Source organism: Haloarcula japonica DSM 6131 (assembly GCF_000336635.1).
GTDB classification, from domain to species: domain Archaea; phylum Halobacteriota; class Halobacteria; order Halobacteriales; family Haloarculaceae; genus Haloarcula; species Haloarcula japonica.
Genome location: NZ_AOLY01000006.1, coordinates 1 through 26,996, shown reverse-complemented (window position 1 = coordinate 26,996; position 26,996 = coordinate 1). Strand labels below are relative to the sequence as shown.

Sequence of the window (26,996 nt, the reverse complement as noted above, 5' to 3'; positions counted from 1 at the left end):
GTCTGACTATGCGTCTGCTACGGGGCTGTGCCGCCGATCCCGAAACCGACTTCCAGCGGACTCGCGAGATGGCCGAGACGGTCGCCGAAGACCGCGAGCCAGCCCTGCGGGTCTGGCGACCGCACAGACAGGTCGCCTTCGGCCGCCGTGACGCGAACAACGACGGCTACGACCAGGCGTGCCGGGCCGCTCGCGACCGAGGGTACATCATCATCGAGCGCGCCGTGGGGGGTCGCGCCGTCGCCTACACCGGGTCGACTGTCTCGTTTTCCCTCGCTGTCCCGACCGAGGATCCGCGGGGGGCTATCGACGACCGCTACGAGTGGGCCAAAGCCGCTGTGCAGCGCGCGCTTGACGACTGTGGTATCACCGCCCGGACCGGGGAACCGGACGCTGCGTTCTGTCCGGGGAGCCACTCGCTTCAGGTCGACGGCAAAATCGCCGGACTCGCCCAGCGCGTCCGCCAGTCCGTCGCTGTTGTCGGCGGCATCGTCGTCGTTCGGGACCACGAGGCTATCGCCGAGGTGCTGGCTCCGATTTACGAGGCGCTCGACGTTCCCTTCGACCCACAGAGCGTCGGGAGCGTCGCCAACGCCGATGGGACCGACGACCCCGAACAGGTCATCACGGCGCTGGAGCGGTCGCTTGCCGACGGTCGAGACGTGTCGGTGAGCACTATCCGAGAGACTTAGGGGTGCGCCCGGTCGACTGGGCGTATGCTCATCCGTAACGCGACGCTGCCGGACGGCCGCCAACGAGATGTCCGGGTGCGTGGCGAGTCCATCGCCGAGGTCGGCCGCGACCTCGACGCGACCGACCAGCACGTCATCGAAGCGACCGGCAAACGACTCTTTCCGGGGATGATCGACGCGCACGTTCACTTCCGCCAGCCCGGCTACCCCCACAAGGAGACGTGGGAGAGCGGGTCCCGGTCCGCGGCAGCCGGCGGCGTCACAACCGTCGTCGATCAGCCAAACACCGACCCACCGACCATCGACGGCGAGTCGTTCGACCAGAAAGCCGAGTTCGCTGCCGACTCCGTTGTCGACTGGGGTATCAACGGCGGTGTGACGGCCGACTGGATTCCGAACGTCCTCCTGCGCCGTCGCCTGTTCGCGCTCGGCGAGGTGTTTCTTGCGGACTCGACCGGCGACATGGGTATCGAGGCCGACCTGTTCGCGGATGCGCTGGAGGCTGCCACCGACAACGACGTACCTGTCACGGTTCATGCCGAGGACGCCGACTATTTCAACGATGACGCTCGCGCCCGTGATGACGCCGACGCTTGGAGCGCGTTTCGGACTGCCAAGGCCGAAGCGAAGGCCGTCGAGCGGGCCTGCGAAGTCGCGAAAGAACACGACGCGACGATACACATCGCGCACACGTCTACGCCCGAGGGCGTCGACATCGCCAGTGAGGCCGGGATGACGACGGAGGTGACGCCACATCACCTGCTGCTCTCCCGGCGTGACCTCTCGGAACTGGGAACGTTCGGGCGGATGAACCCGCCTCTGCGCCGCGAGAAGCGCCGCCAGAAGCTCTACGAGCGCGTCGTCGACGGCACCGTCGACATGATCGCGACGGACCACGCGCCACACACCCGCGAGGAGAAAGACGCCAGCATCTGGGACGCGCCGTCTGGCGTCCCCGGTGTCGAGACGGTCCTCCCGCTCCTACTGGCTGAAGCTCGTGACCCGGATAGTGGGCTCACCTACGAGCGCGTCCGGGACCTCACCGCGCGCAACCCTGCCGACGTGTTCGATATTCCACAGAAGGGCGCTATCGAAGCCGGCAACGATGCCGACCTCATGCTCGTCGACACGACCGAGACGAGCGAGATCAGTGGTGAGGCGCTCCACTCAAAATGCGACTGGACGCCGTTCGAGGGCCACGATGCGGTGTTCCCCGAGTGGACAATGGTCCGGGGCACGGTCGTCTACGAGCGCGGAGATGCGCTGGAAGCCGACGACGCAACGCCGCAGGAGGACGTGTTCTACGACCATCGGGGCGAGAACGTCCGCGGCGCGGACAGCGAACGGCTAGAGTAGCACCGCAACGATTGACGTCCCGACCATTATTCCGCCGCCACCGCCACAGAGCCGGGCCATCGCCCGCCGGGAATCGCGTTCAGTCCAGTTGCTTCGCGTGCCCATGTGTTCCTGCATGGCTTCGATGCCGCGGCCGGCGAGTATCGACCCCGACCAGCCCAGCAGACCGAAGCCGAACACCAGTGCGCCGAGGGCGAACACCGTCGCTTCACTCGACTGCGCATCACCGGTGTAGAACGTCCAGCCTGCCATTCCGAGGCCGCCAAGCAGGAGGCCGACGACCAGCCCGCTCCCCACCAGTCGCGCCCGGACCGCGACGTACTGCCGGAGTCGGGGTGGGTCACCGCGCTGGGCCATCAGTCAATCGCGTCGCGCATCCGGGGATCGAGCGCGTCGCGCATCCCGTCACCGAGCAGATTGAACCCCAGCACGGTGATAGCGAGGAACAGCCCCGGGAAGAAGGAGAGCCACCACTCGCCAGTCAGCAGGCCGTTCTCGACGCCACGGGACAGCATCAGACCCCACGATGGTGACCCGGCCTGTGCGCCGAACCCGAGGAACGACAGCGCCGCGAGGTCGATGATGGCGAGCCCGAAGTTCAGTGTGGACTGGACGGTAATCGGCGCGAGCGTGTTCGGCAGTATGTGCCGGACGAGAACTCGCGGGTCAGTCGCGCCAAGCGCAACCGTGGCATCGACGTACTCGTCTTCGAGCACTTTGAGCGCGGCTCCGCGGACGACCCGGGCGAACCGTGGCGTATACACCAGCACAAGTGCTACCACGGCCCGCCAGAGTCCAAGATCTCGCGGGAAAATGGCGACCAGCGCGAGCGCCAGCAACAGCGGCGGGAACGCCAACAGCACGTCCATCGTCCGCATGATGACGTTGTCGGTCACGTCGCCGTAGTACGCCGCAATAATCCCCAGCCCGACGCCCACGGTCGTCGAGGTTCCGACCGTAATCGTCCCGAACTTCAGGGCCAGCCACGCACCGTACAGAGTCCGCTTGTAGATATCACGAGCCGCCGCGTCCGTGCCGAACAACTGCTGGTTCGCGGGCGCGGGACCGATCCAGCCGGGTGGCGCACGGTCCGCGATTTCGGTCCCGAGCTGTGAGCTGGCAAGTGCGCCGAGATCGTATGTCACGCGGGCGTAGATGGCGACAGCAGCCATGCTGAGGATGATCGTCAGCCCGACGACGGCGAGGCGGTTCGTCAGCAGGTCGGCGAGGAACGGGGACGCCCGCAGGCGTCCCAGCGTGCCCCGTGTCTCGGTGTCCGTACTCATTGTTGGATCCGTGGGTCGAGATAGCTGTAGGTGACGTCGACGAGGAGGTTCACAAGCGTGAACAGCAGGGCGAAGGTGAGCACCGTTCCCTGAACCACCGGGTAGTCAGAGACGCCGATAGCGTTGACGATGGTCAGCCCCATCCCGTTGATACCGAACACGGTTTCGGTCAGGACTGCCCCGCCCAGCAACGTGCCGAACTGGATCCCGATGACGGTGACGACCGGAATCAGCGCGTTCCGGAAGCCGTGTTTCATCAGCGTGATCTTCGCGCCCTGCCCTTTCGCCCGCGCGGTCCGGATGTAGTCCTGACGGATGACTTCGAGCATCGAGGAGCGCATCATCCGCGAGATGAGCGCCGTCGAGTAGACGCCGATGACCACTGCCGGCAGGAACAGGTGATGGGCTGCCGAGAGGAACGCCTCAGTGTTTCCAAGCAGGATCGTATCGAGCGTTATCATCCCGGTCAGGGGCAGCTCACGGCCGAACAGCATCCAAGTGTCGGGCAGGAACAGCGTCGATTTGATTCGGCCACTGGTCGGGAACACGTCGAGATACGTCGAAAACAGCAAGATGAGTAGCGGTCCGGACCAGAATATCGGGACCGAGATACCAGTCAGCGCCCCGATCCGAGTGACGTGGTCGGTCAGTGAATCCTGCTTGACTGCGGAGATGATGCCCAGTGGCAGGCCGAGCAGGATGCCCGCTGCCTGGCCGTAAATCGCGAGTTCGAGCGTGATCGGGAGTCGGTCCGAGATGACCGAGCGGACGCTGTTCCCGCGGCTAATGCTGTAGGACTGGCCGAAATCGAACCGCGCCGCGTCCCACAGGAAGCTCAGGTACTGCTCCCAGAGCGGCCGCCGAAGTCCCAGTTCAACACGTATTTGTTCTAGCTGTTCGGCTGACGCTCGCTGGCCAGCGATAATGATAGCCGGGTCGCCCGGGGCCAGGTGGAGAATCGCGAAGACGACCGACGCCACGCCGAACAGCACCGGGATGAGCAACAGCAGTCGCTTGATCACGAACCGTGGCGGTACCACCGGCTCGACTAGCCTGAAAAGAAACTGTGTCCAGTTCATTCGAAAATTCACTTGAAGCGCTACTGCAGCTCGACCGTGTTAAGATACGGGCCACCGACAGAGCTGATCGTGTAGGTGTCTTCGACGACAGCCTCGTTGACCGCCCGAAGCGTCTCGGCGTAGTCGATGAACACCCACGGAGATTCGTCGTAGGCTATCTGGCTGGCCTCTTCATACATTGACTCGCGATCGCCCTCCGTGTAGGTCTTCTGGGCTTCTCGGACCAGTTCCATGTAGTCGGCGTTGGCCCATCCGGACACGTTGAGTGTGTTGTACCCGTCGGCGTCGAAACTGACCCAATCCTGCCCGTCGGGCACGGCGTCCATCTCGACCTGCGGGTCCAGCAGGACGTACAGGAAGTTGTCCGGGTCGGCGTTGTCGGTGTACCAGCCGAGGAAACAGGCGTCGTGTTTCCCGGCCGACGTGTAGTCCAGATACGGCCCGAAGTTGGAGAACTGGTTGATGTTGACCGTCAGACCGATTTCCTCCAGGTCTGATTTCACCTGGTTCGCCGTGTTGACCGGACTGGGGTTGTATCCGCGGGGGTTCGAGAACGTCGCGAGTTCGAACTCGAAGCCGTCGCCGTAACCCGCCTCTTCGAGCATCGTCTGGGCCTTCTCCTTGTCCGTCGGATACGGATCGAGGTCGTCGTTGTGCCCGAGCACGTCCGGCGGGAGCGGCTGGGAGGCCTGCGTTGCAAAGCCCTGATAGATCTGATTGACGATGGCCTCGGTATTGACGGCGTGTGCGATGGCCTGACGGACCTGCCGGTCCCGGAACGGTTCGAACCGGGCCATGTTCATCGCCATGTAGCCGTGGTTGATGCCGTCCTTCCGCAACAGCGTCGCCGTTCCGCTTTCCTCGGCGCGCTGGAATCCCGAAGAGTCGAGATTATCCGTGATGTGTGAGGCCCCGTTGATGACGTCCTGCACTCGCGTGCTGTTTTCGGTGATCGTCTTGAAGATGACCGTTCCGACGTTCGGACCGTCACCCCAGTAGTCGTTGTTGGCCGTCAACCGGATACGCTCGTTCGGGTTGTCGAGCGTGTCGAACTGGAAGGCCCCAGTACCCGCGGGTTCGCTTCCGAGGTCGGCCTGGCTGTCACCCAGCGATTCGATCTGGGCTTTCGAGAGGACTGCCGAGGCGAACATCGCGAGGTTCCGCAGGAACGGCGCGAACTGCTGTGTAAGCTCGATTGTCAGCTCGTAGTCCTGACTCGCGTCGACGCTTTCGATCCAGTCGCCAAGCGTGAACGGACCGTACCCCGACCGGGTATCGTCGCCGAGGTAGTACTCGTAGTCGCTCTGGGTGAACCGCTGCCAGGTCGCCTTGAAGTCCGACGCGGTGAACTCCTCGCCGTTGTGGAACATCACACCCTCTCGGAGCGTCAGCGTCGCGGTGGTGCCCTCAAGAGTGTAGTCGGTCGCGAGCGCGTCCTCCAGCTGACCGCCGCTCCCGGCTGCGAACTGGATGAGGGTATCAAACACCTGATTGGTGACCTTCGCCACCTCGCCGCTGGTTGACTGCTGTGGGTCGTAGTTTTCTGGGTGGTCACCACGGGCGTACACGAGCGTTTGGTCGCTTCCGCCGTCCCCGCCGTCGCCACCGTCGCCACCAGTGCTGTCGCCACCGTCTCCACCTTCGGTGCCGCCACCGTCGCCACCGTCGCCGGAACAACCTGCGAGCGTTACGGCTGCCGCGGCACTGCCGGCCGCGGTAAGGAAGCTCCGTCTGTCCAGAGAATCACCGGATGACATGGGACTTTCTTCAAACAGATATATTATAATTGTACCGGATAGAACAATGATTCTGCCATATATCTCCTGAGAGTTATGTGCAGCTAAGTAATATTATTCAGTTGCTGTTTCCGTCTTCCTGCTCGTAAAGATGACAGGCTGCTGGGTGGGAGCCCGGCTGGAGTTCGGGGTGCTGTGTCTCACAGACGCTCTCGAATCGATCACGTAGCACCGACGCGGCGGCGTCCCAGTCCTCGTCCGCGAGATGCTCAATCGACGTTTCGACGACACGGTGGTTCTCCCCAGTCAGGCTCGTTTCGAAGAACCGGTCGAACATCGTCTGTTTGAACGCTGCCATCGGGACCTCTCCCCTGCCGCTCGGCGGTTCGGTGAGGTCCGCACCGCCGTCCGTCGCCGCTGTGGCACTGTCGGCGTTTTCGGCCTGCTTCCGAACTGCATCGATGGCGATGGCCTCGTCTTCGACCCGTTGCCGATAGTCCATTACCTCGCGATACGTCTCCTGCTCGATATCGATATCCGGCGGGATGACCTCGGGACAGCGAGTCCGGAAGTGACAGCCCGACGGCGGGTCAATCGGTGATGGGACATCGCCTTTCAGCAGTATCCGGTCTGCTTCCACGGTTGGGTCCGGTTCCGGGATCGCCGACATGAGTGCTCGCGTGTAGGGGTGTTTCGGGTCCGCGAACAGGTCCGGCGTGTCGGCGACTTCGACCACCTCGCCGAGATACATTACTGCGACCCGGTCACAGATGTGGCGCACCACAGAGAGGTCGTGGGCGATGAACAGATACGTCAAGCCGAACTCATGCTGGAGGTCCTCCAGAAGGTTGATTATCTGGGCCTGCACGCTCACGTCCAGCGCCGAAACAGGTTCGTCACAGACGATGAAATCGGGATCGACGGCGAGCGCGCGAGCGATGCCGACCCGCTGGCGCTGTCCGCCTGACAGTTCGTGCGGGTAGCGGTCGTACTGGTCCGGGTCGAGCCCCACCGCCTCCATGAGGTCGGCCACGCGGTCGACCCGCTGTTCGCGGCGTGAGCCGTCACCGGTGTCCTCTGGGAGGTCGTGGATCTTCAGCGGTTCCATGATCGTCTGGCCGACGGTCATCCGCGGGTCGAGGCTGGACATCGGGTCCTGGAAGATCATCTGCAGGTCCCGACGGACTTCCCGCAGGCCACCTTTATCGAGCTCCGAAAGGTCTTGGCCGGCGAAGACCACGGTCCCGTCTGTCGGTTCGAGTAGCCGGAGGATGGTCCGGCCGGTCGTCGATTTCCCACAGCCGGACTCGCCGACGAGCCCCAGCGTCTCGCCCTCGTAGATATCCATCGAGACGCCGTCGACGGCCTTGACCGACTCCGGTTCGCGGCCGATGTACTTGTCAAGCAGGTCATCGGCTCGCGAGAAGTGTTTTTTCAGCCCGTCGACCTCCATGAGCTGTCTGTCCGTTCGCGTCGTCTCCGTCGCGGTGACGCCGGCGTCGCCGGTGCCGTACTCGCTTGTGTCGAACGATTCGAGGATACATTTCGAGCGATGGGTGACGTCGTCCGGCCCGTGCTGGAGATATGGAATCTCGCCCTCACGACACTCCGGCTGGGCCCACGGACACCGGTCGGCGAAGTGGCACCCTTCGGGCATGTCGATGAGGCTGGGAACGTTCCCTTCGATTGGCGTCAGCCGCTCCGTTCCCTCGCCCGGTATCGATTCGAGTAGCGTGTACGTGTAGGGATGTGACGGGTTCTGGAATATCTCCTCCACCGGCCCCTCCTCGACGATTTCCCCGGCGTACATCACGGCGACGCGGTCGCAGGTCTCTGCGACGACGCCGAGGTCATGCGTGATGAACAGCACCGACATCCCGAGGTCCGCCTGCAGGTCGTCGATGAGGTCGAGAATCTGTGCCTGGATGGTCACGTCGAGCGCCGTCGTCGGTTCGTCAGCAACGAGAAGCTTCGGGCGGCACGCAAGCGCGATGGCGATGAGCACGCGCTGGCGCATCCCGCCGGAGAACTCGTGGGGGTACTCGTCGACGCGGTCGGCCGGCTCCGGGATACCGACCTCTTCCAGCAGCGAGATAACGTCTGACCGGATCTCCTCGTCCATCTCGCCGCCCCGGCTGATCGAGGGCGTGATCTCCCGGACGGCGTTGAACCACGAGTCGCTCCGCTTCGCCCCATATCGGTGGAGGCGCAGGCTCTCCGCGACCTGCTCGCCGACCGTTATTGCGGGGTTCAGCGACGTCATCGGGTCCTGGAAGATCATGCCCATATCGCCGCCGCGGATGTCCCGCATCACCCGCTCCGGGGCTGCCGTCAGATCGACGTAGCCGTCGGTAATCGTGACGGGCGCGTCGCCGCTCTCCGGGAGGGCCTTCTTCGGGGCCTCCTGAATGAACTGCTCGGCGAGCGTCCTGTCGTCAGCCGTCGTCGAAACCGATTCGGGGAGCCGGCTTCGGTCGACCGTCGCCGCCTCAATGGTGATGAAGCCGCTGTCACTGTCGGCTGTCCGTACGTCCTTCGGATACTGCCGAGACAGCCGTGTGACTGTCTCAAGTGCGCCGAACTGGATCTCCCCACCGGCGATGTGTCCGGGCTCGTCGACGATATCCATTGCCGATAACGCTGTGACGGATTTCCCTGATCCCGACTCGCCGACCAGACCGACGGTTTCGCCCTCCCTGACAGTGAGGTCGAGGCCGTCGACAGCTTTGACGGTGCCACGGTCCGTCTCGAACTGGGTTCGGAGGTCAGATAATGTTAAGAGATCGCGCATCTGTCGCCTTCTTCTCAAAATACCAGTAAAACTGTTGTGCCACTGGCCCACCAACAATTTATCCCGGCCGCCGCCACACTCGACGTATGAACGACCCTGTCGACCCCGAGTCTAACCCCTTCGACCGTGTCGTCGGTCATTGGGAGCAGGTCATCGAGGACATGGCTGCGACAGCAACACAGTACCGCGACGACGGGCGCGAGGCTATCGAACTCCACCCCGGCGACGTGGCGGTGCTGACCGGCGAACCGCGGACGATGGCCGAACAGACCGGCGAGTACGAGCCCGAAACACGGCGGCTCGGCTTCGATGTCGTGGTTCCGGGTGATGAGTTCCGGCGGGTCGCCGACGCGCTCGAAGACCGCACCGTCGACCGCTCTGAGGTGTTCCGGGCGACCGACGACGGGATGGTGTTCCTGCTCGTCGCACTGGAATGTGGCGACGACCTCGCCGTGCTCGTCCCGCTGTACTACGACCAGACCGACCGCGCGGACCTCTCACAGGTCGCCGCCGACCACGGGCTGTACTCACACATCCGACCGCTCAGTGACGACGAGGTGGTCACCGTCACCCACGAGGACCCCGAACCGTTCTTCCCGGAGTAAAACCTGATTCCGGATCGGTCACAGACCGCTTCGCTACGAAGTCTCTCGGACTCGTCTCAGTCGGTATGCCGGCACGTCGAAAACGATCCCGTAGAGCAGTCGGTTGCCGATAACACCGACACCGAAGCCCGAGAGAACGGCCGCGAGTATGAGCGTCACCGACGCCTCGGAGAGCATCATGAGACCGGCGACAACCCCGGCAAGCACGATGAACGCCGCCAGTGCGGCGACCTCCGGGTAGACGCCCGGGACCGCGTCGTGTTCGACGACAGCCACCGTGATACCCGTCAGGAGTCCGAACCCGACAACCACCGCCAGGACGTCCACCAGTGCTGTCCCCGCCTCCGCGTAGCCAAGCACCGTCCCGCCGATGCCGATGGCCAGGTCGGTCCGTAGCACTTCCTGCGTCGCTTCGTGGACTGACATCGACGGCTGTGTGTCGTGGTCGATGTCGTCCATCTCAGTCGCGGCTACTCGTCAACCTCGAATTCATTGCCACACTCCGGGCAGCACACCTCGTCGTGTCGCAGCGCCGCCGACTGCTCGCGGACCTCACGCATCACCGAGGAGATCCGGTCTTCGGCCTCCATCTCGTCCTCGACGGCGAGGTCGACGCCCTCGACTTCGAGGAGGAACTTCGCGACCTCGGTGGCCTCGTACATCACGTCGTCGAGGTCCTCGGCGGTGAAGAAGTCACACATCGCGCCGTAGAGGAACGTCGCCCCGGCCTTCCGGACCTTGTCCTCGAAGGCCGCGCGGGCCTGATTGACCGCCTGTGGCGTGTACGTGTCCGTCATGAACGGGACGAGTTCGGGAAGGTTCTCCCCGATCTTCGTCATCTCGACGCCTGTTTCGGTCCGGAAGTCGGCACAGAGGCGGGCGATAGCCCACTCGCGGGCGGTGATGTACGTCCGGTCCCGGAGGAAGTCGTTCGCGCGGTCGTAGGTCCCGCCCTCGATCTTCTTGAAGCGGTCGTACTTCTGTACGTCGGACGGGATGTCACTGGCTTCGGACATCGCTGTCTCGCTGGCTGGCTCGGCTGGTGTTGTCTGCTCAGTGGCCGAGTCAGCGGGGCCACTTTCCGGGGTATCGCCGTCGCCGGCCCCGTCATCCGCGGCCGCCGGCTCGTCCGGCTGGTGTCCGGCTGATCCGTCGTCTGCCGCCTCGACATCCGTCTCGTCCGGCGGTGCGCCCTCAGTCATAGCCGGGAATGCGTGCCCGCGGTGAAAAAGGGTATCGCCGCCGCCCCGCTATCATTGTCTTCTCCCAACAGTTCAGCCGGGTGGCTTTTTTACCGCTCCCATGCATGGCCCGACTATGAAACTACTGCTCGGTGTCGGGGGCAGCGAACTGTCCTACCAGGCACTGACCGAGACACTCGAACGCGTATCGGAAACAGGCGACGAGTTGACCGTCGCTGTCTTCGAAAACAGCGACATCGACGCCGACCTCGAGACGATCCAACAGCGGATACAGGAGCATATCGACGAAAGCGGGCTTGAGCCGCCGATCCGACACATCGAAGGCACTTCGCCGGGCAGCGAGCTGGTGAACATCGCCGAAAGCGAGGGGTTCGATAGGATCATCCTCGGCGGTGGCGGCCGCTCGCCGCTCGGGAAGATACAGCTCGGCCCCATCGTCGAGTTCGTCCTGCTGAACGCACAGACGCCAGTAACTCTCATCCGATGACTCGCACGTACCCAGACGAACCCGCCGAAGCGTTCCCACAGCCGCCGCGGACGATCACCGACCGCAAGGACCGTCCCATCGACGTCATCTCCGCCGACGACGCCGACACGGAGAGCCTCGTCGAGATGTATCTCGACTTCGACCCTGCCGACCGTGCGCAGGGCATCCCGCCGGTCAAAGAGGAAGCTATCCGCGAGTGGCTCGAAACGATCCTCGACGGCGACTGTGTCAACGTCGTCGCCAAACACGACGACACCGTCGCCGGCCACGCGACGCTGGTCCCGGACAACGAGGATGAGCACGAACTCGCTATCTTCGTGTTACAGGCCTACCAGGGCGCTGGTATCGGGACGGCGCTGGTCGAGACGCTGCTGGGTCACGGCCAGGCCGAGGGCATCGACCACGTCTGGCTTACCGTCGAGCGGTGGAACGATCCGGCGATATCGCTGTACGAGAAGGTCGGGTTCGAGATCAGCAGCGCCGAGAGCTTCGAGATAGAGATGGCGATCCGTCTCTAAACGGTGAGTACCGGTTGGCTTGCGTACTCGATGACATAGATCGCCGCGCGCCCGACGGCCTCTTCGCCCCCTTCCTCGCGCGGGACGACGATGAAATCCGCGTCGACGTCCTCCGCCACGTCGAGGACGACGCTGCCCGGTGTCTGCATCAGTCGCGTCTCTGAGAACGCGGTCGCGGACGACGTTTCGAACGTGCCGTCGTGGACGTCACGGAACCGTTCTCGGATGCTCTCGGTGAACGCCCGGTGCTGCTCGGCAACCGCGGTCGCGCTCACGTCGCCGCTGTCAATATCTTGGTGGAGCCGTTCGTCGATGACGAACAGCAGGTGTAGGTCGGCGTCGTACCGCTCCGCGACGGCGATTGCGTACTCGGCCGCTCGTTCCGACTGGTCGCTGCCGTCGACCGGCGCGAGTACGAGGTCGATATCCATCACTCGCCAGTGTGGCCCCGGCCGGCAAAAATCCACCGAGGTTCGAGCCGGTGATGCGGTGTCATATGGAGATACCCTCGCCGTGACCAACAGTGTATTTAGTCGCGGCTTCGATGCGTGGTGTATGTTCGATACGGTGGTCATCGCCACGGACGGCTCCGGCAGTGCAGAGCGGGCCGTCGAAGCGGCGCTGGACCTGGCAGCGCGCTTCGACGCAACTGTCCACGGGCTGTACGTCGTCGACACCGGCGAGGTTGAGACGACTCCCGAAGAGGTTCGCGAGGCGCTGGAGCGCGCACTGGCGACCACTGGCGGCCGCGCCCTCTCGTTCATTCTGGAGGCCGCCGACGCCGAGGCAGACGAAGAGCTCGTCACTGCCGTTCGGGAGGGCGACCCGGCCGACGAAATCTCCAAGTACGCAACAGAACACGACGCCGATGTCATCGTCAGCGGGACCCGGGGCCGCCACGGCGAGCATGGATTCCTGCTGGGAAGCGTCGCCGAGGAACTCATCCGGGAGGCCCCGATGCCGGTGCTGACGGTCCGCCAGCTCGAAGGCGAACCCAACCCCGAGCGCGAGGACGTGTAACGGAACCCGACGGCTTCTTGACGCCCCGCCCGCTTGCTGGAGCATGGACGATTGGCTCATCGACGACGACCGCCTCTCTATCGGCCGCAAATCCGTACTCCCCGGAGAGGGGTTCTTTATTCCGGATTCCTATGAGGAAGAGCAAGCCGAAGCCGAAGCCGCCGAGACGCTTGACGACGCCGGCGTCATTGTTATCGCCGACCCGGACGCAGACGGGCTGGCCTGTACCGCGCTGATCCGTGAAGCCCACGGTGAGGGCGCACTGCTGCCTGCCGGCCCACACGAACTCACGGAGGCGCTCGAATGGACCGCCGAGTACGCCGACTCCGACGCGTCCGTCTTCATCTGTGATCTCTGTCCCGACCGCGAGTCGGACATCGCTCCCCTCGACGCGCTGGTCGAGCGCGTCGAACGGGTCGTCTGGTTCGACCATCACCAGTGGCCCGACGACCTCGCCGCCGATGTGGACGCGGCCGGCGTCGAGCGCACCGTCGGCAACTCCGAGGAAGTGTGTACCGCCGACGTGGCGCTGTCGGAACTCGACTACGACTTCGACGAGCAGTGGGCCGACCTCGCCGCCGTCACCCGCGACCACGACCTCTGGATCCGCGACGACCCCCGAAGCGACGACCTCGCTGACCTGTCCTACTGGAGCGAACCCGAGGAGTACATCGAGGCGGTCCGCGAACACGGCCCCGACCTCTCCCCGGAGTTCCATGAGTTCCTCGACGAGAAGCGCGTCGAGAAGAAGGCACTTATCGAGAAGGCCGTCGACCGGGCCGAACTCCGGGATGTGGGCGAGTGGACGGTCGGCGTCACGTACGGCCGCTGTTCGCAGAACGAAGTCGCCGAAGCTCTCCGCGAACAGGGCGCGGACGCCGCTGTCATCGTCAAACCCGCCGGCTCCGCCTCGATCCGCGGGACGGACAGCTTCGAGCGCGCCCACGAAGTCGCCCAGCAGGTCAACGGCGGCGGCCACCCGAAAGCCGCGGGCTGCAAGCCCGACATCTACGACGACATGATGGACTACGCCCATCACTGGACGACACAGGGTGCCGTTGCGAAACAAGCCATCGTCGATGCCTTCCGACGGCTACCCGAGGAAGAAGAGGAAGGCGTCGATACCGAGCGGTAAGACGGACGCTCTGCGAGTCAGCGAGGAGCGGTTTCTGTGACGGCTCGACGCTATTCTCCGACGACCCACTTGTCGCTGTAGCGCTCGCCACAGGCACACACCGCGTAGGCGTGGACCACGTCACCCTCGGCGTAGAGGCCGCCCACGTCCTCGTTCTGTTCCTCGGCGAAGGCGAAGACGAAGCGGGTAGTGTGGTCGCTCTCCGGTTCCTCCTCGGCGACCGGACAGACCGCGTCGGTCAGGTCATCGTGGATGTCGCCCTCGGTCCCCATCGCCTGCTGGGCCAGTCCCATCGGGTCGATGCCTGTCGCCGACTGGAACGCACTCCGGCCGTCGTCGCCCGGCAGGACGAGAATGTGTCCGTCCTCGACTTCATCGGCGTACTCGGCCAGCGCACCGGGGTTCGAGACGGCGTCCTCATGGAGGAAGAACAGCACGTCTTCAGGCCGCTCGCCCGCCAGAAACTCCGTGTGTTTGGTCATGCAGGGAGGGAGTCACTCGGCGGGCAAAAGTGCCGCGTTCCTCCCGGAGGTCACTGTCCCGTTCTAGCCTCACTTTTAGGCACACTCGCAGCATACGGTCGCACATGACCGACTTCGCCGAGTACGTCACGGACATCGTCCACGAACCGACTCAGACCGACAGCCTGGGGTTCGACCTCACCGTCGCTGCGGTGTACGAAGTCGTCGAGCCGGGGCGCATCGATTTCGGCGGCGGCGAACTCGACGCGGCCGAAGTGGTGCCCCATACAAGCGAAAAGCGGAACCCGGACGACGACTACGAGTGGTGGACGCTGCGGGACGGCCAGTACCTCATCGAGTACAACGAGTCGCTGACCGGCGAGGCGACGGTGACGCTCCAGCCACGAACGGAACTGCTCGAACGCGGTGCTACCCACCCGACGCTACATGTCGACGCGCTCCCGCGCGTGCCACTATCGGTCGGCGGTGCAGGGCTGAAGCTCAAGGAGAACGCCAGAGTTAGTACGATTGTCGGGGCCGAGGGGTAAGACGAGCGCCAGCGCCCTGTCAGGCGTTCACGTCTTCGAGGTGGCGGCTGGCGACGATCTTGCCAGTCGGCGTGAGCGTCGGCCCGTCGGAGCCGTCTTGTACGAGGCCGTCGGCCGAGAGGTCCTGAAGAATCATCGACACCTGCGAGGAGTCCTTGCCGAGAATGCTCGCGAGCGGCATCCCGTCCATGTCGCCGGTCGAGTACATAGCGACCAGCACCTCCTTCTTGTCCTTCGTAAGCTCGACGTCTTTGAGCTCCTCCATGAGTTCGGCGTACTCGCGGCGGAGATAGCGCCCGAGGATGGACATCTTTCGGTTCGATGCCATCGCGGCCAGTGTCGTCATGGCCGTCCCGTCTTTCATGTGCCGGACCGCCAGCACCGGCCGGCCCTTACCGTTAATTTCCCGCGTGTTCCGGTCGAAGTCCGACACCGTCTTGAGGTCGATGTTGAACGATCCGTCGCTGCGCCGGAACTCGACGTTACCGGGCGTGAGAAACAGCTTTGCAGTCTTGAACGACTCGTCGGTGACGCGACCACCGACGCGGGCGCGTTCCTTGACCGTCGTTTCGGTGCCGTTGATAACCGCTTTGAACAGTACCGTGCCGAACTTCTCGATCTTTTCGTCGCCGGCCTCGATGGCCGCGACGAGCCGCTTCCCCTTGCGTTCGAAGGCAATGGTGACTGTCGAGTCGAAAAAATCGCCCAGGTCGGGCGGGACCTGCCCGATGGCGATGTCGAAAATCGAATCCAGCGGAATCGTCAGCTTGTCGTCCTCGCTCGCGGCCAGTACCAGCCGCTTTTCCGAGAGGACAATCCGACCTCTGATAGGGTCGCCCCGACCAGCCACTTCGGAGTTGAATTTGCCGACGAAATCCGCGATCACTGATTCCGACATTCGTCCGTTACCTGCTGTACAGCAGCCCTGATATTGAGCGTTTCGCGCGAGTATCAGCAGCAAAAATCGGCTTTATTCGGGAAAACAAGGGCTATCGGCGTCAGCTATCGAGATTTCTCGCGATATCAGACAGCGAGGAGTCCGGTCCGCCGGTCGCCGTGTAAACGACACGCTTGCCCGGCGTTCGGAGGCCGTACTCGGTTCCGTCGGTGACCACGTCGAGATGTGCTGACCCGCCGAGCGAAACATCGCTGTCGGCGACCCACTCCGCGAGGCGGTTCGTTCCGTCCCGTTCGCGGGCCAGTCGGCGGTTGTCGGCGACGTGTGAGATCACCGGCTCGCCGTCGAGATTCGTCTCGACGACGGCGTGGTACCAGTCGCCGTCCAGCGCGAGGCGGACGGTGTCGCCATCGTCGAAATCGAGTTCATCCGGGAGCACGACCCGCGGTCGGTCTGTTCGGCCGACCGACTCGACGGGAACGCGATGCGTCTCGACGGTTTCGTGGTCACTGGGAACGCGGTCCGGCACGTGACTTACTCGTCGTCGTCGCCGAGGAGGTCGGCCACGTCGTCGCTGCCGCGGGCCGTGATCTTCGCGTTGATCTGACGTGTGTCGTCGCTGACCTCACGGCCGCGGACGGTGATGCGCTTGCGCTCGCCGTCGGTGGTCGGCTTGAAGCCGACGCCGCCGTCGGACATGATCTCTTTCGTCGTGACGCCGCGAACGTCGGGTCGCATCGGTCGGCCGGAGGTGTCCGAACCGCCCGTCAGTTCGAGCGTGTAGCCGTCGAGGCCGACAGCGCTGCCGTCGACCTCGTCGCCGAGTTCGCGGCCGATAAAGCGGTTTGCGTCCTGTCCGTCCACGTCAATCTGGTAGGTGTGGCCGTCCTCCGGATCGGAGACGGCAACCGTGAATTCTGCCATACATGTTCTCAATCAACCGCGCTTCAAAAACGCGTCGAACCGGTCGTCCCGTGTGCGTCCCGTCGCCACTCGACTCACTCGGCCGGATACAGGTCACTGATGTCCTAGGACACGACCATGCCGACATGTTTCTCGTTATCTGTTTCGACGGGGAGCGCGTGCAGCCGGTAGTACGTGCCCTCGTACTGCTGTATCCAGACCTGTTCCTCGCCCTCCAATGCGGCGCGGTACCTGGGCGTCTGTTCCGTGACCACGTCCGGCGGGAACACCTCGTCCATGGTCTTCCCCTCGATGTCGGCAGGCGTCAGTCCCAGGACGCTCAACTGCTCGCCGCGGGCGATGAGATATCGCAGTTCGTCGTCGTACATGAACACGCTGCCCGCCGGGAAGTTCTCAAGTAGCGTCCGGTACCGCTGCTCCGCCTGTTGCAGGTCCTGTTCGAGCTGCTCCCGCTCGATGGCGTCCGTGAGGACGTTCGCGACGCTTCTGACGAACGTGATGTCGTCCTCGGTGAAGCGCCGCTGTGCCGTCGTGTGTGTCCCCAGAACGCCCCAGGGGTCCTCGGGTGTCCCGATGATGACGCTGATGCCGCTGACGACGTCGTGGTCCACCAGCAACGGCGGCCCGCTGAACCGCGTTTCCGTCCGCAGGTCCTCGACGACGACCGGCTCCGCGGTCTTGAGCGTGTAGCCGGCCTGTGACTCGTCGCCGGCCCCGACCGCCGCCTCGCCGACCAGTCCCGGCTGCCAGCCGACACCGGTCCGCAACAGCAGGTCGTCGCTCGTCGGCCGGTACTCCAGCACCTTGCTGTACTCCGTGTCGAGGCCCTCCGAAACCGACTCGACCGCCCGCTCGAACAACGCGTCGAGGCCACACCCTCTCAGCGCGTACTGGCCCAGGTCTGCCACGGCCGCTTGCTGTCGCACCCGAGTTCGGAGCCCCTCCTCGGCGCGGTGCTGTGCGACGAGGTTCTCGATGCGGTTCGCAAGCAGCGTGTACCGCTCCGCCCCGCCTCGCTTCTGGAGGTAGTCGCTCACGCCCGCCGAAATCGCGTCGCTTGCGATGTCCTCACTCCCCTTCCCGGTGAACAGCACGAACGGGAGCTCCGGATACGTAGCACGGACGGCTCTGAGAAAATCGATGCCGTTCATTTCCGGCATGTTGTAGTCGGAAACGACACAATCGAACGCCGCTTCGGCGAGTCGCTCCAGCCCCTCGCTGGCGCTCGTCACCGTCGCGACGCTGAAACCCTCGTTCTCGTGCCGGAGAAACCCGGCTGCCGTCTCCGCGAGCCCCGGTTCGTCGTCGACGTGCAGCACCGAGATCCGGGAGCTATCGGGCCCTTCCATGCCATCCCCTAACAAGATGGGGGTATGTCTCTCTTGCGGTGAACTATTTATCAGACCACGATAGTTCAGGGGCCGAGCGGCTCGTTACTGGTCTGCCATCGCGTCACTCGCGATAGATCGTCCGCGGGCCTCCAGTTGGACCTCGCGGCGGGTCCGGACCGGTTCGAGGATGTCGGCCGCCATCAGCCGGTCGTACACGTCCTCGACCTCTTCGATGTCCATGTCGACGAACTCCGGGATCTTGAACGGCGAGATACCGGAGTACAGCGCCATCAGCACCTGCGTCTCTTTATCCGAGAGGTCCACGTCGTCGGCGATGTTGCGCTGCTCGCCCTGCCGGACGAGCCCCTCGATCAGCGAGACGTGTCGGGGCGCCCCCGAGATGTGGGTCTCGACGCTGGTCCCCTCGATGGTGTGCTCGACCTCTAACAGGGGCCGCTCGTCCCCGCGGATGGTCTTCTCCTTGGATTCGACCGTCCCCACGTCGTCGATGTCCAGTTCGACGAACGTGCCGCTGGTGATGGCCAGATTGATGCAGTCCCCGTCGAGTTTGAGCCGTGCCTTCTCCCAGCCGCCGTCTTGGACGACGCCGCCCTTGACAGCGGGATGGTTGACGAGGACGACGGTCTGGTCGAGCAGCGTGCCGTAGAGCTTCTCCTGGAACTCCTCGGCCTGCTTCGCCGAGATGAGTGTCACGTCCCGGCCCGCCTGTATCTTCATGTAGTTGTCGACCTGCGCGAGGGGCTGGTTCATCTGGCTGGCCGTGACGCTGCTGACCTTCGACAGCGGGATGGTCCGCTTGCCGTCGTTGGTCGCGAGGACGAGACGCTTGTTCGAGAGGAGAATCCGGCCGGGTAGCCACTCGATGTCGTTTCGCTTGCGCCCGTCCGAGACGACCTGGACGAACTTCCCTTTCGTATCGACCAGTGGGTGTTCTCCGTCGCTCATCGGTTAGCCAGCTATCGTTCCCGTGTACGCTCCGCCCGGTCTTAATCCACTCGGACGATTCATCCGCGGCCTCCGAGCTTCGAGATGGCCGAGAAGGCCTTCTTCCTGACCACATCGTGTTCGGTTTCGTCGATGAGCTTGTCCAGCGTCTTCCGGGACCGCTCGCCGCCGACCTTCCCGAGGGTGAAGATTGCCTGTCCACGGACCTCGGGGTCGACATTGTCGTCCTGCACGATTTTGAGTAGCCGCCGCTCCACCATGTTGTCGTCGTCGCCGAGTTCGGCGAGACTGGTGGCGGCGAACTGCCGGAGCATCCGGTCGTCCTCGCCGAGCGCGTCGACGAGCGATTCGATGACCCGGTCACGCTCCTCCTCGCTGGTGACTCGGCCGAGCATCCAGGCGGTGTTGCGCCGCTGGGCGGCCTGCGTGCTCTCTTCGAGAATCTCGACCAGCGGTACGACGACGCTCCGGTCGTCCGTGTTCGAGAGCTTCTCGACGACGGTATCGCGTATCTGGTGGCTCTGGTCGGTCGGGACGTTCGACAGGAGTTCGATGAGCGAGTAGACGGCCGTCCGGCGGACGGCGGCCGAATCATCGGAAAGCGCCTCGATGAGATAGTCCACCGGCCGGTCGTTGCCGAAGTTTCCGAACGCGCCGACGGCGATGCGACGGACCCGCTCGTCGTCGTCCTCGTACAGCGGGAGCAGCGCCTGGAGCGCCTGCCGGTTCCCGATGTTTCCCAGCGCGTCCGCGGCCTCGCGCCTGACGGCGGCTTTGGGGTCCGTCAGGACGTTTTCGAGCGGGTTCGTCGCTCGCGAGTCACCGATCTTTCCGGCCGACCGGGCCGCCCGTGCCCGCACCCGTGGGTCGGGGTCCTGGAAGCGCTCTGCAAGCTTCGGGACCGCGTCGGCCTGGTCCAAGTTGCCGAGGCCGTTCGCGGCCGCCATCCGGAGCTCCGTCACGTCCGAATCGAGCACCTGCATGTACGCCTTCGCCTTCACCCAGTCGGCGGCGTCGTCTTCGAGGTCGACGCCGGCCATACTCCCGATGAGCTGTGTGATGGCGTCGTCGCCGAGTTCGTCCAGCGAGTCGATAGCCGCGCCGGTGATCGCGTCGCTGTCGCTCTGTGCCGCGTCCACGAGCGCGTTGACCACATCGCGCCGGTCGTCGTGGTCGTCGAAGTTCCCCAGGAGCTCCGCGGCACGGGTCTTGACCCGCTCGTTGTCGCTCTCTCTGAGGAGGCGGATGAGTTCCTGTGCCTTGCCGTCCCGTTCCAGTTCGTAGAGGCTCATTGGTCGCTACACACGCCGGTAGATGCGGTGTCGTTTGTCGACCGCTTCGAAGGAATCCCGACACTCCGCAGGCAGCGTCTCGGTCATGCCGATCATCAGGTAGCCGCCCTCGCGGAGGGACCCGCGGATCGTCTCGAAGATGGGGACCTTGAACTCCGAATCGATGTAGATGAGGAGGTTCCGGCAGAACACCAGATCGAAATCACGCTTGGGGTCGCCCCGGATGAGGTCGTGTTGCTCGAACGTGACCATCTCTTTGACCTGCTCTCGCACCTGAAACGTGTTGCCGTCCTGCTCGATGTACTTCGTGTAATCGTCCAGCGGCTCCAGTTCATCAGCGATGTCGGTCGTCTGGGAGGTCGCGTAGGTCCCCTTGCGAGCCTCTTCGAGGATGTCGGCGTTGATGTCTGTCGCCGTGATTTCGACCCGGCGGGCGTCGATATCGGGGTCGTCGAGCGCAAGCATCGCCGCCGAGTACGGCTCGCGGCCGTCGGCACTCGGGGCCGACCAGAGCCTGACGCGACGGTTGTTCTCCGTGAGGTCACGGAGGACCGGCCGCAGTCGCTCCCACGCGTCCGGGTTCCGGAAGAAGCCGGTGACGTTGATCGACAGCGAATCGAGCAGTTCCTCGCGCTCGCCGTCGTCGCGTTCCAGCAGTCGCTGGTAGGTCTGGTAGTCCTCAGTGTCGGTCCGACGCATCCGAGCGGTGATGCGACGGTCGAGATACGAGTCGTTGTAAAAGCCCGATTCGAAGTCCATCTCGTCGCCGATGAACTCTACGAGGTCCTCGAAGGTGCGCTCGCTGCCTTTGTTCATAGGGTCACCACGTCGAGGATGTGGACGATGTTCCCGTCGCCCAATACGGCCGTACCCGAGAGACCAGGTGTTCCCGAGAGGATACCTTCCAGGGGCTTGACGACGACCTCTTCCTGGCTGTTGACCGAGTCACAGTGGAGCGCGACCTGGCGCTCGGACTCGCGGATGCGGACGAGCATCCCATCGCCGTTGGCCGTCTCACCCTCGATGTCGAAGGTGTCGTCGAGGTGGATGACCGGGTAGATTTCGTCGTTGTGCTTGATGACCTCTTGGCCGTTGACCTGCTTTGCCTCCTCCGTCCCGGTAATCTCGTCGACGTTCTTGATGGGGACGCCGTACTCCTCGCCGCCGACCTTGACGAACAGCACCTTGACGATAGCCATCGTCACCGGCAGGCGCAGTGAAACAGTCGTTCCTTCACCCGGTTCGGAGTCAACGCTGACCGACCCGTCGAGCTGGGAGACCGTGTCGTGGACGACGTCCATCCCGACGCCGCGCCCGCTAGTATCGGTCACTTCGTCGGCCGTCGAGAAGCCGGGATGGAACACGAGGTCATACACCGCGGAGTCGTCCATCGCGTCCAGTTCCTCGGGTGAGCGGACGCCCTTCTCGATTGCCTTCTCTCTGATCCCCTCCACGTCGAGCCCGGCCCCGTCGTCCTCGACCTCGATGATGACGTGATCGCGCTCGCGGGAGGCCCGGAGCGTGATGTGGCCGGTACGTGGCTTGCCCGCCTGTTCGCGCTCCTCGGGCGGTTCGATACCGTGGTCGACTGAGTTCCGCAGGATGTGCATCAGCGGGTCCGAAATCTCGGTGAGGATGGTTCGGTCGAGTTCGATGTCTTCGCCCTCGATCTCGAACTCGATGTCCTTGTCGAGTTCGCGTGCGAGGTCCCGGACGAGCCGCGGGAACTTCCCGACGACCTTCTTCAGCGGGATGAGCCGCATATCCATCACCGTGTTCTGGAGGTTCGCCGTGATCTTGTCCAGTTCGTTCAGCGTCTCGCCGGTGGAGTCGAGGTCGTCTTTCTCGACGCCACGCCGGAGCTTGATTCGGCTCGTGACCAGTTGCTCGACGAGCCCGTGGAGGTCGTCGAGCTGGTCCACATCGACGCGGACGGACTTGATCTCGTCGACGCTGTGTTCTTCTTCAGCACCTGGGTCGGGTTCCGAACCTGTGTCCGAACCCGTGTCAGTATCCTCGGCAGCATCGGAGCCTAAGTCTGTGTCGCTTACCAGTTCATCGGTCACGTCGGTCACGTCGAAGCTGTCGACCTTTCCTGTCGTTCCGAGCTCGGCGTCGACGGTCGCTGCATCGGGACCGTCGAGATACAGGACGAACGTGTCCTCGAACTCGCCGTCCTCGATATCGGCACGGCTCGGACTCGAATCGAGAATGTCGAACCGCCCCTCGATGGACTCGACGGCCAGCATCGAGTCGACCCCGAGCATATCCGACTCCCCGACGCTGATTTCGGCCTGCAGGACCCGCTCGTCGACAGTGTCACCGTCGATATCGGCATCACTAACGCTGGCATCCGTGGTGAACGATTCGTCGCTGTCCGACGAGTCGCCGTCGTCTACCGTTTCGCTGCCGCCCGCGGCGGCGGCTCCTTCTTCGAGGACGGCGCGGAGCTCTTCGACCACCTCGTCGGTCTCCGTCTCCGATTCGCCGTGTTCTTCGATCTCCCCGACGATGACCTCTATCTGGTCGACGCCGGCGAAGACGAGGTCCATCAGGTCCGGTGTGACCTCCATCTCGCCCTGGCGCATCTCATCGAGCAGATCCTCCATCGCGTGCGCGAGGTTTGCTGCGTTGTCAAAGCCCATCGCGCCGAAGTTGCCCTTCAGCGTGTGGGCTGTCCGGAAGATCGAATCCATCGCCTCCGTGTTGGAGGGGTCGGATTCGAGTTCGAGCAGTGAGTTGTTGAGTTCGGTAATCGCTTCTTCGCTTTCACGGATGAATGCGTCTAGATACTGGTCGTCCATTGTCAGGTCACCTCAGTGGTAATCGTGTCGATAATGCCGTCCGCAATGTCGTCGATAGGCAAGACAGCGTCCACACAGCCCGTCTCGACGGCGCGCTTTGGCATGCCATACACCGCGGACGTGGCCTCGTCCTGTGCGATGGTCTTGCCACCGGCCTGCTTGATCCGCCGAATCCCGTCCGCGCCGTCCTCGCCCATCCCGGTGAGGATGAGCCCGATGAGCGGGTCGTCGATCGTCTCCGCGGCTGTCCGCATCGTCACGTCGACCGCCGGCCGGACACTGTTGACCGGTTCGTCCTGTGTCAGCTTCGTCCGCAGTCGCCCGTTCCGGTAGTTCTTGACCTCCATGTGTTGGTCACCGGCAGCGACGAGGCCCTCGCCGCCGCCGATGCGTGCCCCGTCTGTGGCCTCCCGGACCTCGTAATCGCTTCGTGTATTGATCCGCTCAGCGAACCGGCCGGTGAACCCCTCCGGCATATGCTGGATGATGAGCACTCGGAGGTCGGCCTCGATTGGGAGATTCTCCATTACCTGTTCTACCATCTTCGGGCCGCCGGTCGAAGAGCCGATGACGAGCGTCGGGTTCGCAACGTAGCTCACCTGACTTGACGAGCCCCCCGTTTCCCTCCCGCCAGTAGCTGAGCCGCCGGCCGTCGTTGCTACTGCTCCACTGTCGCTACTTGTCCCGCCGCGGCTGCGCGTCGCCCCGACGTCGACCGCCGCGACGGAGCTGACCATCTCGACCAGCTGGTCTTTCAGGCGTGACATCTCCATTGACACCTCACCACCGGGCTTGGTGAAGAAGTCGACCGCACCCTTATCGAGCGCTTCGAACGTCACATCGGCGTTCTCGTCGGTGTGGGCCGACAGCATCAACACCGGCGTCGGAGACTCGACCATGATGCGCTCCGTTGCCTCGATGCCGTTCATTACCGGCATCTCGACGTCCATTGTCACAACATCGGGTTGGTGTTCGATAACGGCTGACACTGCCTCCTCGCCGTCACGCGCCTGCGCGACGACAGTGATACCGCCATCACTGAGGATATCAGAGATGACACTCCGCATGAAGTGAGAGTCGTCTGCGACCACGGCGCGGACACCATCTGCCATATCACCAACGCTCCCGTCGGACAGGAGACATCGGCGAACGAGACATCCTCATACCTACTTCCAAATCCCGTCCGGCCCCGAAATAAATACTCCGCCCACGTAATCAAAGTTGATAGCCCAGCAGGCACCTTTATGCGCCACTATCCGCGACAGTTTGGATAAGAACCGCAATGGCAGCACAGTCAGCCACCACCGGCCAGGTACTCGAGTTCCAGCTCGGCTCGGAAACGTACTGCGTGAGTATCGACTACGTGACTGAGATCGTCGACATCGGTGAACTCACGTCCGTCCCGAACGCCCCGCCGCACGTCCGCGGCGTCATGGACCTTCGCGGGCGTACGACGTCTATCGTCGACCCAAAGGTCGTCTTCGGTATCGAAGACGAGGGTGCGGAGAAGCGAATTATCGTTTTCGACCCGGAGATCGTCGAGGAACAGGGCGCGGCCGGCTGGCTCGTCGACGAGGTGTATCAGGTCGTGCAGGTCACGCCGGAGCAGGTCGACCAGTCCCCCGCGAACGACGCCGGCTCGATTCGGGGCGTCATCAAGCGAGATGACAGTTTTGTTATCTGGGTGGACCCCGCGATCGTCCACGCTGGTGACTGATTCCGGTTTATTTAGCGACACACCAGCAAGACTTTTTAACATTCCCGACAGAGAAGTATCTAATCAACTTCCAGTTCCTTCCGAAACTATGATTGAGCAAACCAAAACGGGGATCGAGGGCCTCGACGACATTCTGAACGGCGGCATTGTGAAGAACTCGACGACACTGGTGAGCGGCAACCCCGGTGCCGGGAAATCGATCCTCTGTCTCCAGTACATCTACAACGGCGTCGAAAAGTACGACGAGAAGGGCATCTATCTCTCCTTCGAGGAAGACGAGTCGGACCTCCGGGAGGCCGCCGAATCCATCGGTTTCGAAAACTGGCAGGACCACGTCGACAACGGCGATATCAAGGTGTACGACAAGCAGGTCCTCCTGCGCGAGAACGACTTCACGTCCTCGCTGGATATTCTGCTTGAAGAACTCGAAGACGGCGACTACGACCGACTGGTGCTTGACTCGCTTGCCATGTTCGAACTGTTCTTCGAAAACGAGAAGGAGAAACGGACGTATCTCCTGAAGTTCACCGACATCCTCAGCGACAGCGGCCTCACGACGCTGATGACTAACGAACAGGGGGCCGTCTTCCCGGACACCGAGATCGGACTGGAGAACTATCTGACCGACGGCAACATCTACCTTATCCAGACACCGACTGATACCGGTGTGAACAGATATGTCTGGGTCGCCAAGATGCGAAAGCAGAATATCGAGACGGATATCTATCCGATAGAGATCGACCACGGCGGTATCGATGTCCACCAGAACGCCAGTGCCTTCTCGATGATGAGCGAAGAAGAATCACCAATTTAACGAGACAATAGGGCCATTATTACTCGGTAGAACAGCGGATACAGCGGCACAGGCCGCTGTTTTCGTACGACTGTCCTGTAGTACGTGTTTGTCTCCTTTCAGTCGATATCACAGGCGATAGCTTTATTATCGACTGAATTTATGATTTGATAACGATGGATTCAGGGGAGATTCTTCAGACGCTTGGCAATAAATACAGTGCCGAAATCCTCGACGCGACGGACGAACCGGTCTCCGCTCAGGAACTCAGCGACGAACTCGGAATCCCCATCGCGACGTGTTACCGACGGATCGATGAGCTGACTGAACACGACCTCTTGGAACTACACGACAATATCCTCTCTGACGACCGCCGACGTATCAAGGTGTACCGGCGGAACGTGGACGAAGTCAGGGTCGACTTCGACGACGAACTGACGGTTCACATTGAGGAACGGTCGGAAGTGACTAACAAACTCGACGAGGCGTGGCGGACCCTATCCGAACGATAGAACGCCTCTTCTCGGCGTTATCACGAAAGATATTTTCGAGCGTGGATTTAATAACGGGTTCGCTGTAGCACTGTACAGTGCTGATGATAGAACTTCTCTATGCCATATCGACGCTGGTGTTCGTCGTCGCTGGACTGACAATGGTGGGGATGGCCATGCGGGCATACATCCAGACATCCCGACAGGCGATGCTTCACCTCTCGGTGGGATTCTCGCTCGCAATCGCGGGCGCGGCCGCGACGATGATTAGTGCGTTCATCAACGACTTCGAGGGCGTACGGTCGTTGTTGCTAGTCAACAGTGGGTTGACGACTTTCGGTTACCTGTTCGTGATGTACAGCCTCGTTACGTACGAGTGAGTGTGTTTCTCGACTGAATCAGCTGACCTCCTGTCTGGAGTAGACTTCTCTCCCCTATCATCTATCTGCCAATTCTGATTTCAATGTCTATTTTCGTTTAGACCGCACCACCTACCAGCTCGCACGCAACACGATACCCTCGGCCACACACCAGATCGGTTATTTCTATCGCTGATAGCGACCTACAGACGCAATTAATTCTGATTCTTAGATGTGACGTAGCTCGGTTGTTTTCTTCAGGCCAAACTATAGGCGTTCTTCTGGCAAAACGCTTCCTCATCCATTCAACCTCCTATTATCAAGTGATATAATTTGGGGGGAGGTATTATTACTGGCGAAAAGAACGGTTGCATAGGGTCAGACAGACCCGGATCAACAATGCTAACGGAACTAACGAACGACGACGACCGCGGGCAGGTCGGTATCGGCACCCTGATCGTGTTCATCGCGATGGTGCTGGTGGCGGCAATCGCTGCGGGCGTCC

31 protein-coding genes are annotated in these 26,996 nt (G+C 62.9%); 13 read left to right on the top strand and 18 right to left on the bottom strand.

The window, feature by feature from the left end; genetic code table 11:
- Positions 1-8: 8 nt before the first annotated feature.
- Both C444_RS02795 and C444_RS02790 read left to right on the top strand, forming a co-directional pair.
- On the top strand, positions 9-692 hold the full coding sequence (locus tag C444_RS02795; RefSeq protein ID WP_004590811.1) for a lipoate--protein ligase family protein: 684 nt from the start codon (positions 9-11) through the stop codon (positions 690-692).
- A 24-nt stretch (positions 693-716) separates the two neighbouring features.
- Entirely contained in the window at positions 717-2,048 is a 1,332-nt protein-coding gene (locus C444_RS02790; RefSeq protein ID WP_004590810.1) for a dihydroorotase, read from the top strand.
- Here the strand turns inward: C444_RS02790 and C444_RS02785 are convergent.
- From C444_RS02785 to C444_RS02765, 5 genes are all read right to left on the bottom strand, one after another.
- Positions 2,040-2,405, bottom strand: a complete 366-nt coding sequence (locus C444_RS02785; RefSeq protein WP_004590809.1) for a DUF7268 family protein — start codon at positions 2,403-2,405, stop codon at positions 2,040-2,042. The two genes, C444_RS02790 and C444_RS02785, sit on opposite strands and share 9 nt — an antisense overlap.
- Positions 2,405-3,334 carry an ABC transporter permease gene (locus C444_RS02780; protein ID WP_004590808.1) on the bottom strand — a complete coding sequence of 310 codons (930 nt, stop codon included), beginning with the start codon at positions 3,332-3,334 and terminating at the stop codon, positions 2,405-2,407. The genes C444_RS02785 and C444_RS02780 overlap by 1 nt, the downstream gene beginning before the upstream one ends.
- Positions 3,331-4,413, bottom strand: a complete 1,083-nt coding sequence (locus tag C444_RS02775; protein WP_004590807.1) for an ABC transporter permease — start codon at positions 4,411-4,413, stop codon at positions 3,331-3,333. Before C444_RS02775 ends, C444_RS02780 begins: the two co-directional genes overlap by 4 nt.
- A gap of 20 nt (positions 4,414-4,433) precedes the next feature.
- Positions 4,434-6,170: an ABC transporter substrate-binding protein gene (locus C444_RS02770; RefSeq protein WP_004590806.1), complete on the bottom strand. Its 1,737-nt coding sequence runs from the start codon at positions 6,168-6,170 to the stop codon at positions 4,434-4,436.
- Positions 6,171-6,267: 97 nt separating this feature from the next.
- Complete coding sequence (locus C444_RS02765; RefSeq protein WP_004590805.1) at positions 6,268-8,940, bottom strand: dipeptide ABC transporter ATP-binding protein; 2,673 nt, start codon at positions 8,938-8,940, stop codon at positions 6,268-6,270.
- A gap of 86 nt (positions 8,941-9,026) precedes the next feature.
- Here C444_RS02765 and C444_RS02760 point away from each other — a divergent pair, with 86 nt between their 5' ends.
- Complete coding sequence (locus C444_RS02760) at positions 9,027-9,545, top strand: DUF7529 family protein (RefSeq protein WP_004590804.1); 519 nt, start codon at positions 9,027-9,029, stop codon at positions 9,543-9,545.
- A gap of 33 nt (positions 9,546-9,578) precedes the next feature.
- On the opposite strand, the gene C444_RS02755 is transcribed toward C444_RS02760, so the two are convergent.
- Both C444_RS02755 and C444_RS02750 read right to left on the bottom strand, forming a co-directional pair.
- Positions 9,579-10,004 carry a hypothetical protein gene (locus C444_RS02755; RefSeq protein WP_004590803.1) on the bottom strand — a complete coding sequence of 142 codons (426 nt, stop codon included), beginning with the start codon at positions 10,002-10,004 and terminating at the stop codon, positions 9,579-9,581.
- Positions 10,005-10,015: 11 nt separating this feature from the next.
- Positions 10,016-10,747, bottom strand: a complete 732-nt coding sequence (locus C444_RS02750; RefSeq protein WP_004590802.1) for a DUF5806 family protein — start codon at positions 10,745-10,747, stop codon at positions 10,016-10,018.
- Between the two features lie 115 nt (positions 10,748-10,862).
- Here C444_RS02750 and C444_RS02745 point away from each other — a divergent pair, with 115 nt between their 5' ends.
- A complete protein-coding gene (locus C444_RS02745; protein WP_004590800.1) occupies positions 10,863-11,234 on the top strand; it encodes a universal stress protein in 372 nt (123 codons plus the stop codon).
- Complete coding sequence (locus C444_RS02740; RefSeq protein ID WP_004590798.1) at positions 11,231-11,752, top strand: GNAT family N-acetyltransferase; 522 nt, start codon at positions 11,231-11,233, stop codon at positions 11,750-11,752. The genes C444_RS02745 and C444_RS02740 overlap by 4 nt, the downstream gene beginning before the upstream one ends.
- On the opposite strand, the gene C444_RS02735 is transcribed toward C444_RS02740, so the two are convergent.
- Complete coding sequence (locus C444_RS02735) at positions 11,749-12,183, bottom strand: universal stress protein (RefSeq protein ID WP_004590795.1); 435 nt, start codon at positions 12,181-12,183, stop codon at positions 11,749-11,751. The genes C444_RS02740 and C444_RS02735 overlap by 4 nt on opposite strands.
- A gap of 124 nt (positions 12,184-12,307) precedes the next feature.
- Between C444_RS02735 and C444_RS02730 the strand changes: the two genes are divergently transcribed.
- Both C444_RS02730 and C444_RS02725 read left to right on the top strand, forming a co-directional pair.
- Positions 12,308-12,772 (top strand): universal stress protein, encoded by a 465-nt coding sequence (locus tag C444_RS02730; RefSeq protein ID WP_004590793.1) that lies wholly within the window; start codon positions 12,308-12,310, stop codon positions 12,770-12,772.
- A 43-nt stretch (positions 12,773-12,815) separates the two neighbouring features.
- Positions 12,816-13,907 carry a DHH family phosphoesterase gene (locus C444_RS02725; RefSeq protein WP_004590791.1) on the top strand — a complete coding sequence of 364 codons (1,092 nt, stop codon included), beginning with the start codon at positions 12,816-12,818 and terminating at the stop codon, positions 13,905-13,907.
- Positions 13,908-13,957: 50 nt separating this feature from the next.
- Here the strand turns inward: C444_RS02725 and C444_RS02720 are convergent, their stop codons facing one another.
- A complete protein-coding gene (locus C444_RS02720; protein WP_004590789.1) occupies positions 13,958-14,389 on the bottom strand; it encodes a DUF5807 family protein in 432 nt (143 codons plus the stop codon).
- A gap of 104 nt (positions 14,390-14,493) precedes the next feature.
- On the opposite strand from C444_RS02720, the gene C444_RS02715 reads away from it, so the two are divergent.
- Positions 14,494-14,916: a dCTP deaminase/dUTPase family protein gene (locus C444_RS02715; RefSeq protein WP_004590787.1), complete on the top strand. Its 423-nt coding sequence runs from the start codon at positions 14,494-14,496 to the stop codon at positions 14,914-14,916.
- Between the two features lie 19 nt (positions 14,917-14,935).
- On the opposite strand, the gene C444_RS02710 is transcribed toward C444_RS02715, so the two are convergent.
- From C444_RS02710 to cheB, 9 genes are all read right to left on the bottom strand, one after another.
- Positions 14,936-15,814, bottom strand: a complete 879-nt coding sequence (locus C444_RS02710; protein ID WP_004590785.1) for a CheF family chemotaxis protein — start codon at positions 15,812-15,814, stop codon at positions 14,936-14,938.
- Positions 15,815-15,914: 100 nt separating this feature from the next.
- Positions 15,915-16,343, bottom strand: a complete 429-nt coding sequence (locus C444_RS02705; protein ID WP_004590783.1) for a DUF7112 family protein — start codon at positions 16,341-16,343, stop codon at positions 15,915-15,917.
- A 5-nt stretch (positions 16,344-16,348) separates the two neighbouring features.
- Positions 16,349-16,738 carry a 30S ribosomal protein S6e gene (locus C444_RS02700; protein WP_004590781.1) on the bottom strand — a complete coding sequence of 130 codons (390 nt, stop codon included), beginning with the start codon at positions 16,736-16,738 and terminating at the stop codon, positions 16,349-16,351.
- A gap of 104 nt (positions 16,739-16,842) precedes the next feature.
- A complete protein-coding gene (locus C444_RS02695; protein ID WP_004590779.1) occupies positions 16,843-18,087 on the bottom strand; it encodes a response regulator in 1,245 nt (414 codons plus the stop codon).
- Positions 18,088-18,171: 84 nt separating this feature from the next.
- Positions 18,172-19,035, bottom strand: a complete 864-nt coding sequence (locus C444_RS02690; RefSeq protein ID WP_004590777.1) for a CheF family chemotaxis protein — start codon at positions 19,033-19,035, stop codon at positions 18,172-18,174.
- A gap of 59 nt (positions 19,036-19,094) precedes the next feature.
- Positions 19,095-20,327 (bottom strand): HEAT repeat domain-containing protein, encoded by a 1,233-nt coding sequence (locus tag C444_RS02685; protein ID WP_004590775.1) that lies wholly within the window; start codon positions 20,325-20,327, stop codon positions 19,095-19,097.
- A gap of 6 nt (positions 20,328-20,333) precedes the next feature.
- The gene (locus tag C444_RS02680) at positions 20,334-21,143 is read right to left on the bottom strand and encodes a CheR family methyltransferase (RefSeq protein ID WP_004590773.1); all 810 of its coding nucleotides are present in this window, start codon (positions 21,141-21,143) and stop codon (positions 20,334-20,336) included.
- Positions 21,140-23,131, bottom strand: coding sequence for a chemotaxis protein CheA (gene cheA / locus C444_RS02675; protein ID WP_004590771.1), 1,992 nt, complete (start codon positions 23,129-23,131; stop codon positions 21,140-21,142). The genes C444_RS02680 and cheA overlap by 4 nt, the downstream gene beginning before the upstream one ends.
- A 2-nt stretch (positions 23,132-23,133) precedes the next feature.
- Positions 23,134-24,243: a chemotaxis-specific protein-glutamate methyltransferase CheB gene (gene cheB / locus C444_RS02670; protein WP_004590769.1), complete on the bottom strand. Its 1,110-nt coding sequence runs from the start codon at positions 24,241-24,243 to the stop codon at positions 23,134-23,136.
- Positions 24,244-24,413: 170 nt separating this feature from the next.
- Here cheB and C444_RS02665 point away from each other — a divergent pair, with 170 nt between their 5' ends.
- The 5 genes from C444_RS02665 to C444_RS02645 all read left to right on the top strand — a co-directional run.
- A complete protein-coding gene (locus C444_RS02665) occupies positions 24,414-24,848 on the top strand; it encodes a chemotaxis protein CheW (RefSeq protein WP_004590767.1) in 435 nt (144 codons plus the stop codon).
- A gap of 88 nt (positions 24,849-24,936) precedes the next feature.
- Complete coding sequence (locus tag C444_RS02660) at positions 24,937-25,662, top strand: RAD55 family ATPase (protein ID WP_004590765.1); 726 nt, start codon at positions 24,937-24,939, stop codon at positions 25,660-25,662.
- 155 nt (positions 25,663-25,817) lie between these two features.
- Positions 25,818-26,153, top strand: coding sequence for an ArsR/SmtB family transcription factor (locus tag C444_RS02655; RefSeq protein WP_004515272.1), 336 nt, complete (start codon positions 25,818-25,820; stop codon positions 26,151-26,153).
- A gap of 83 nt (positions 26,154-26,236) precedes the next feature.
- The gene (locus C444_RS02650) at positions 26,237-26,512 is read left to right on the top strand and encodes a DUF7521 family protein (RefSeq protein WP_004590763.1); all 276 of its coding nucleotides are present in this window, start codon (positions 26,237-26,239) and stop codon (positions 26,510-26,512) included.
- A gap of 378 nt (positions 26,513-26,890) precedes the next feature.
- Positions 26,891-26,996: archaellin/type IV pilin N-terminal domain-containing protein (locus tag C444_RS02645; protein ID WP_004590760.1), on the top strand; the 106-nt coding region annotated here is incomplete at its 3' end.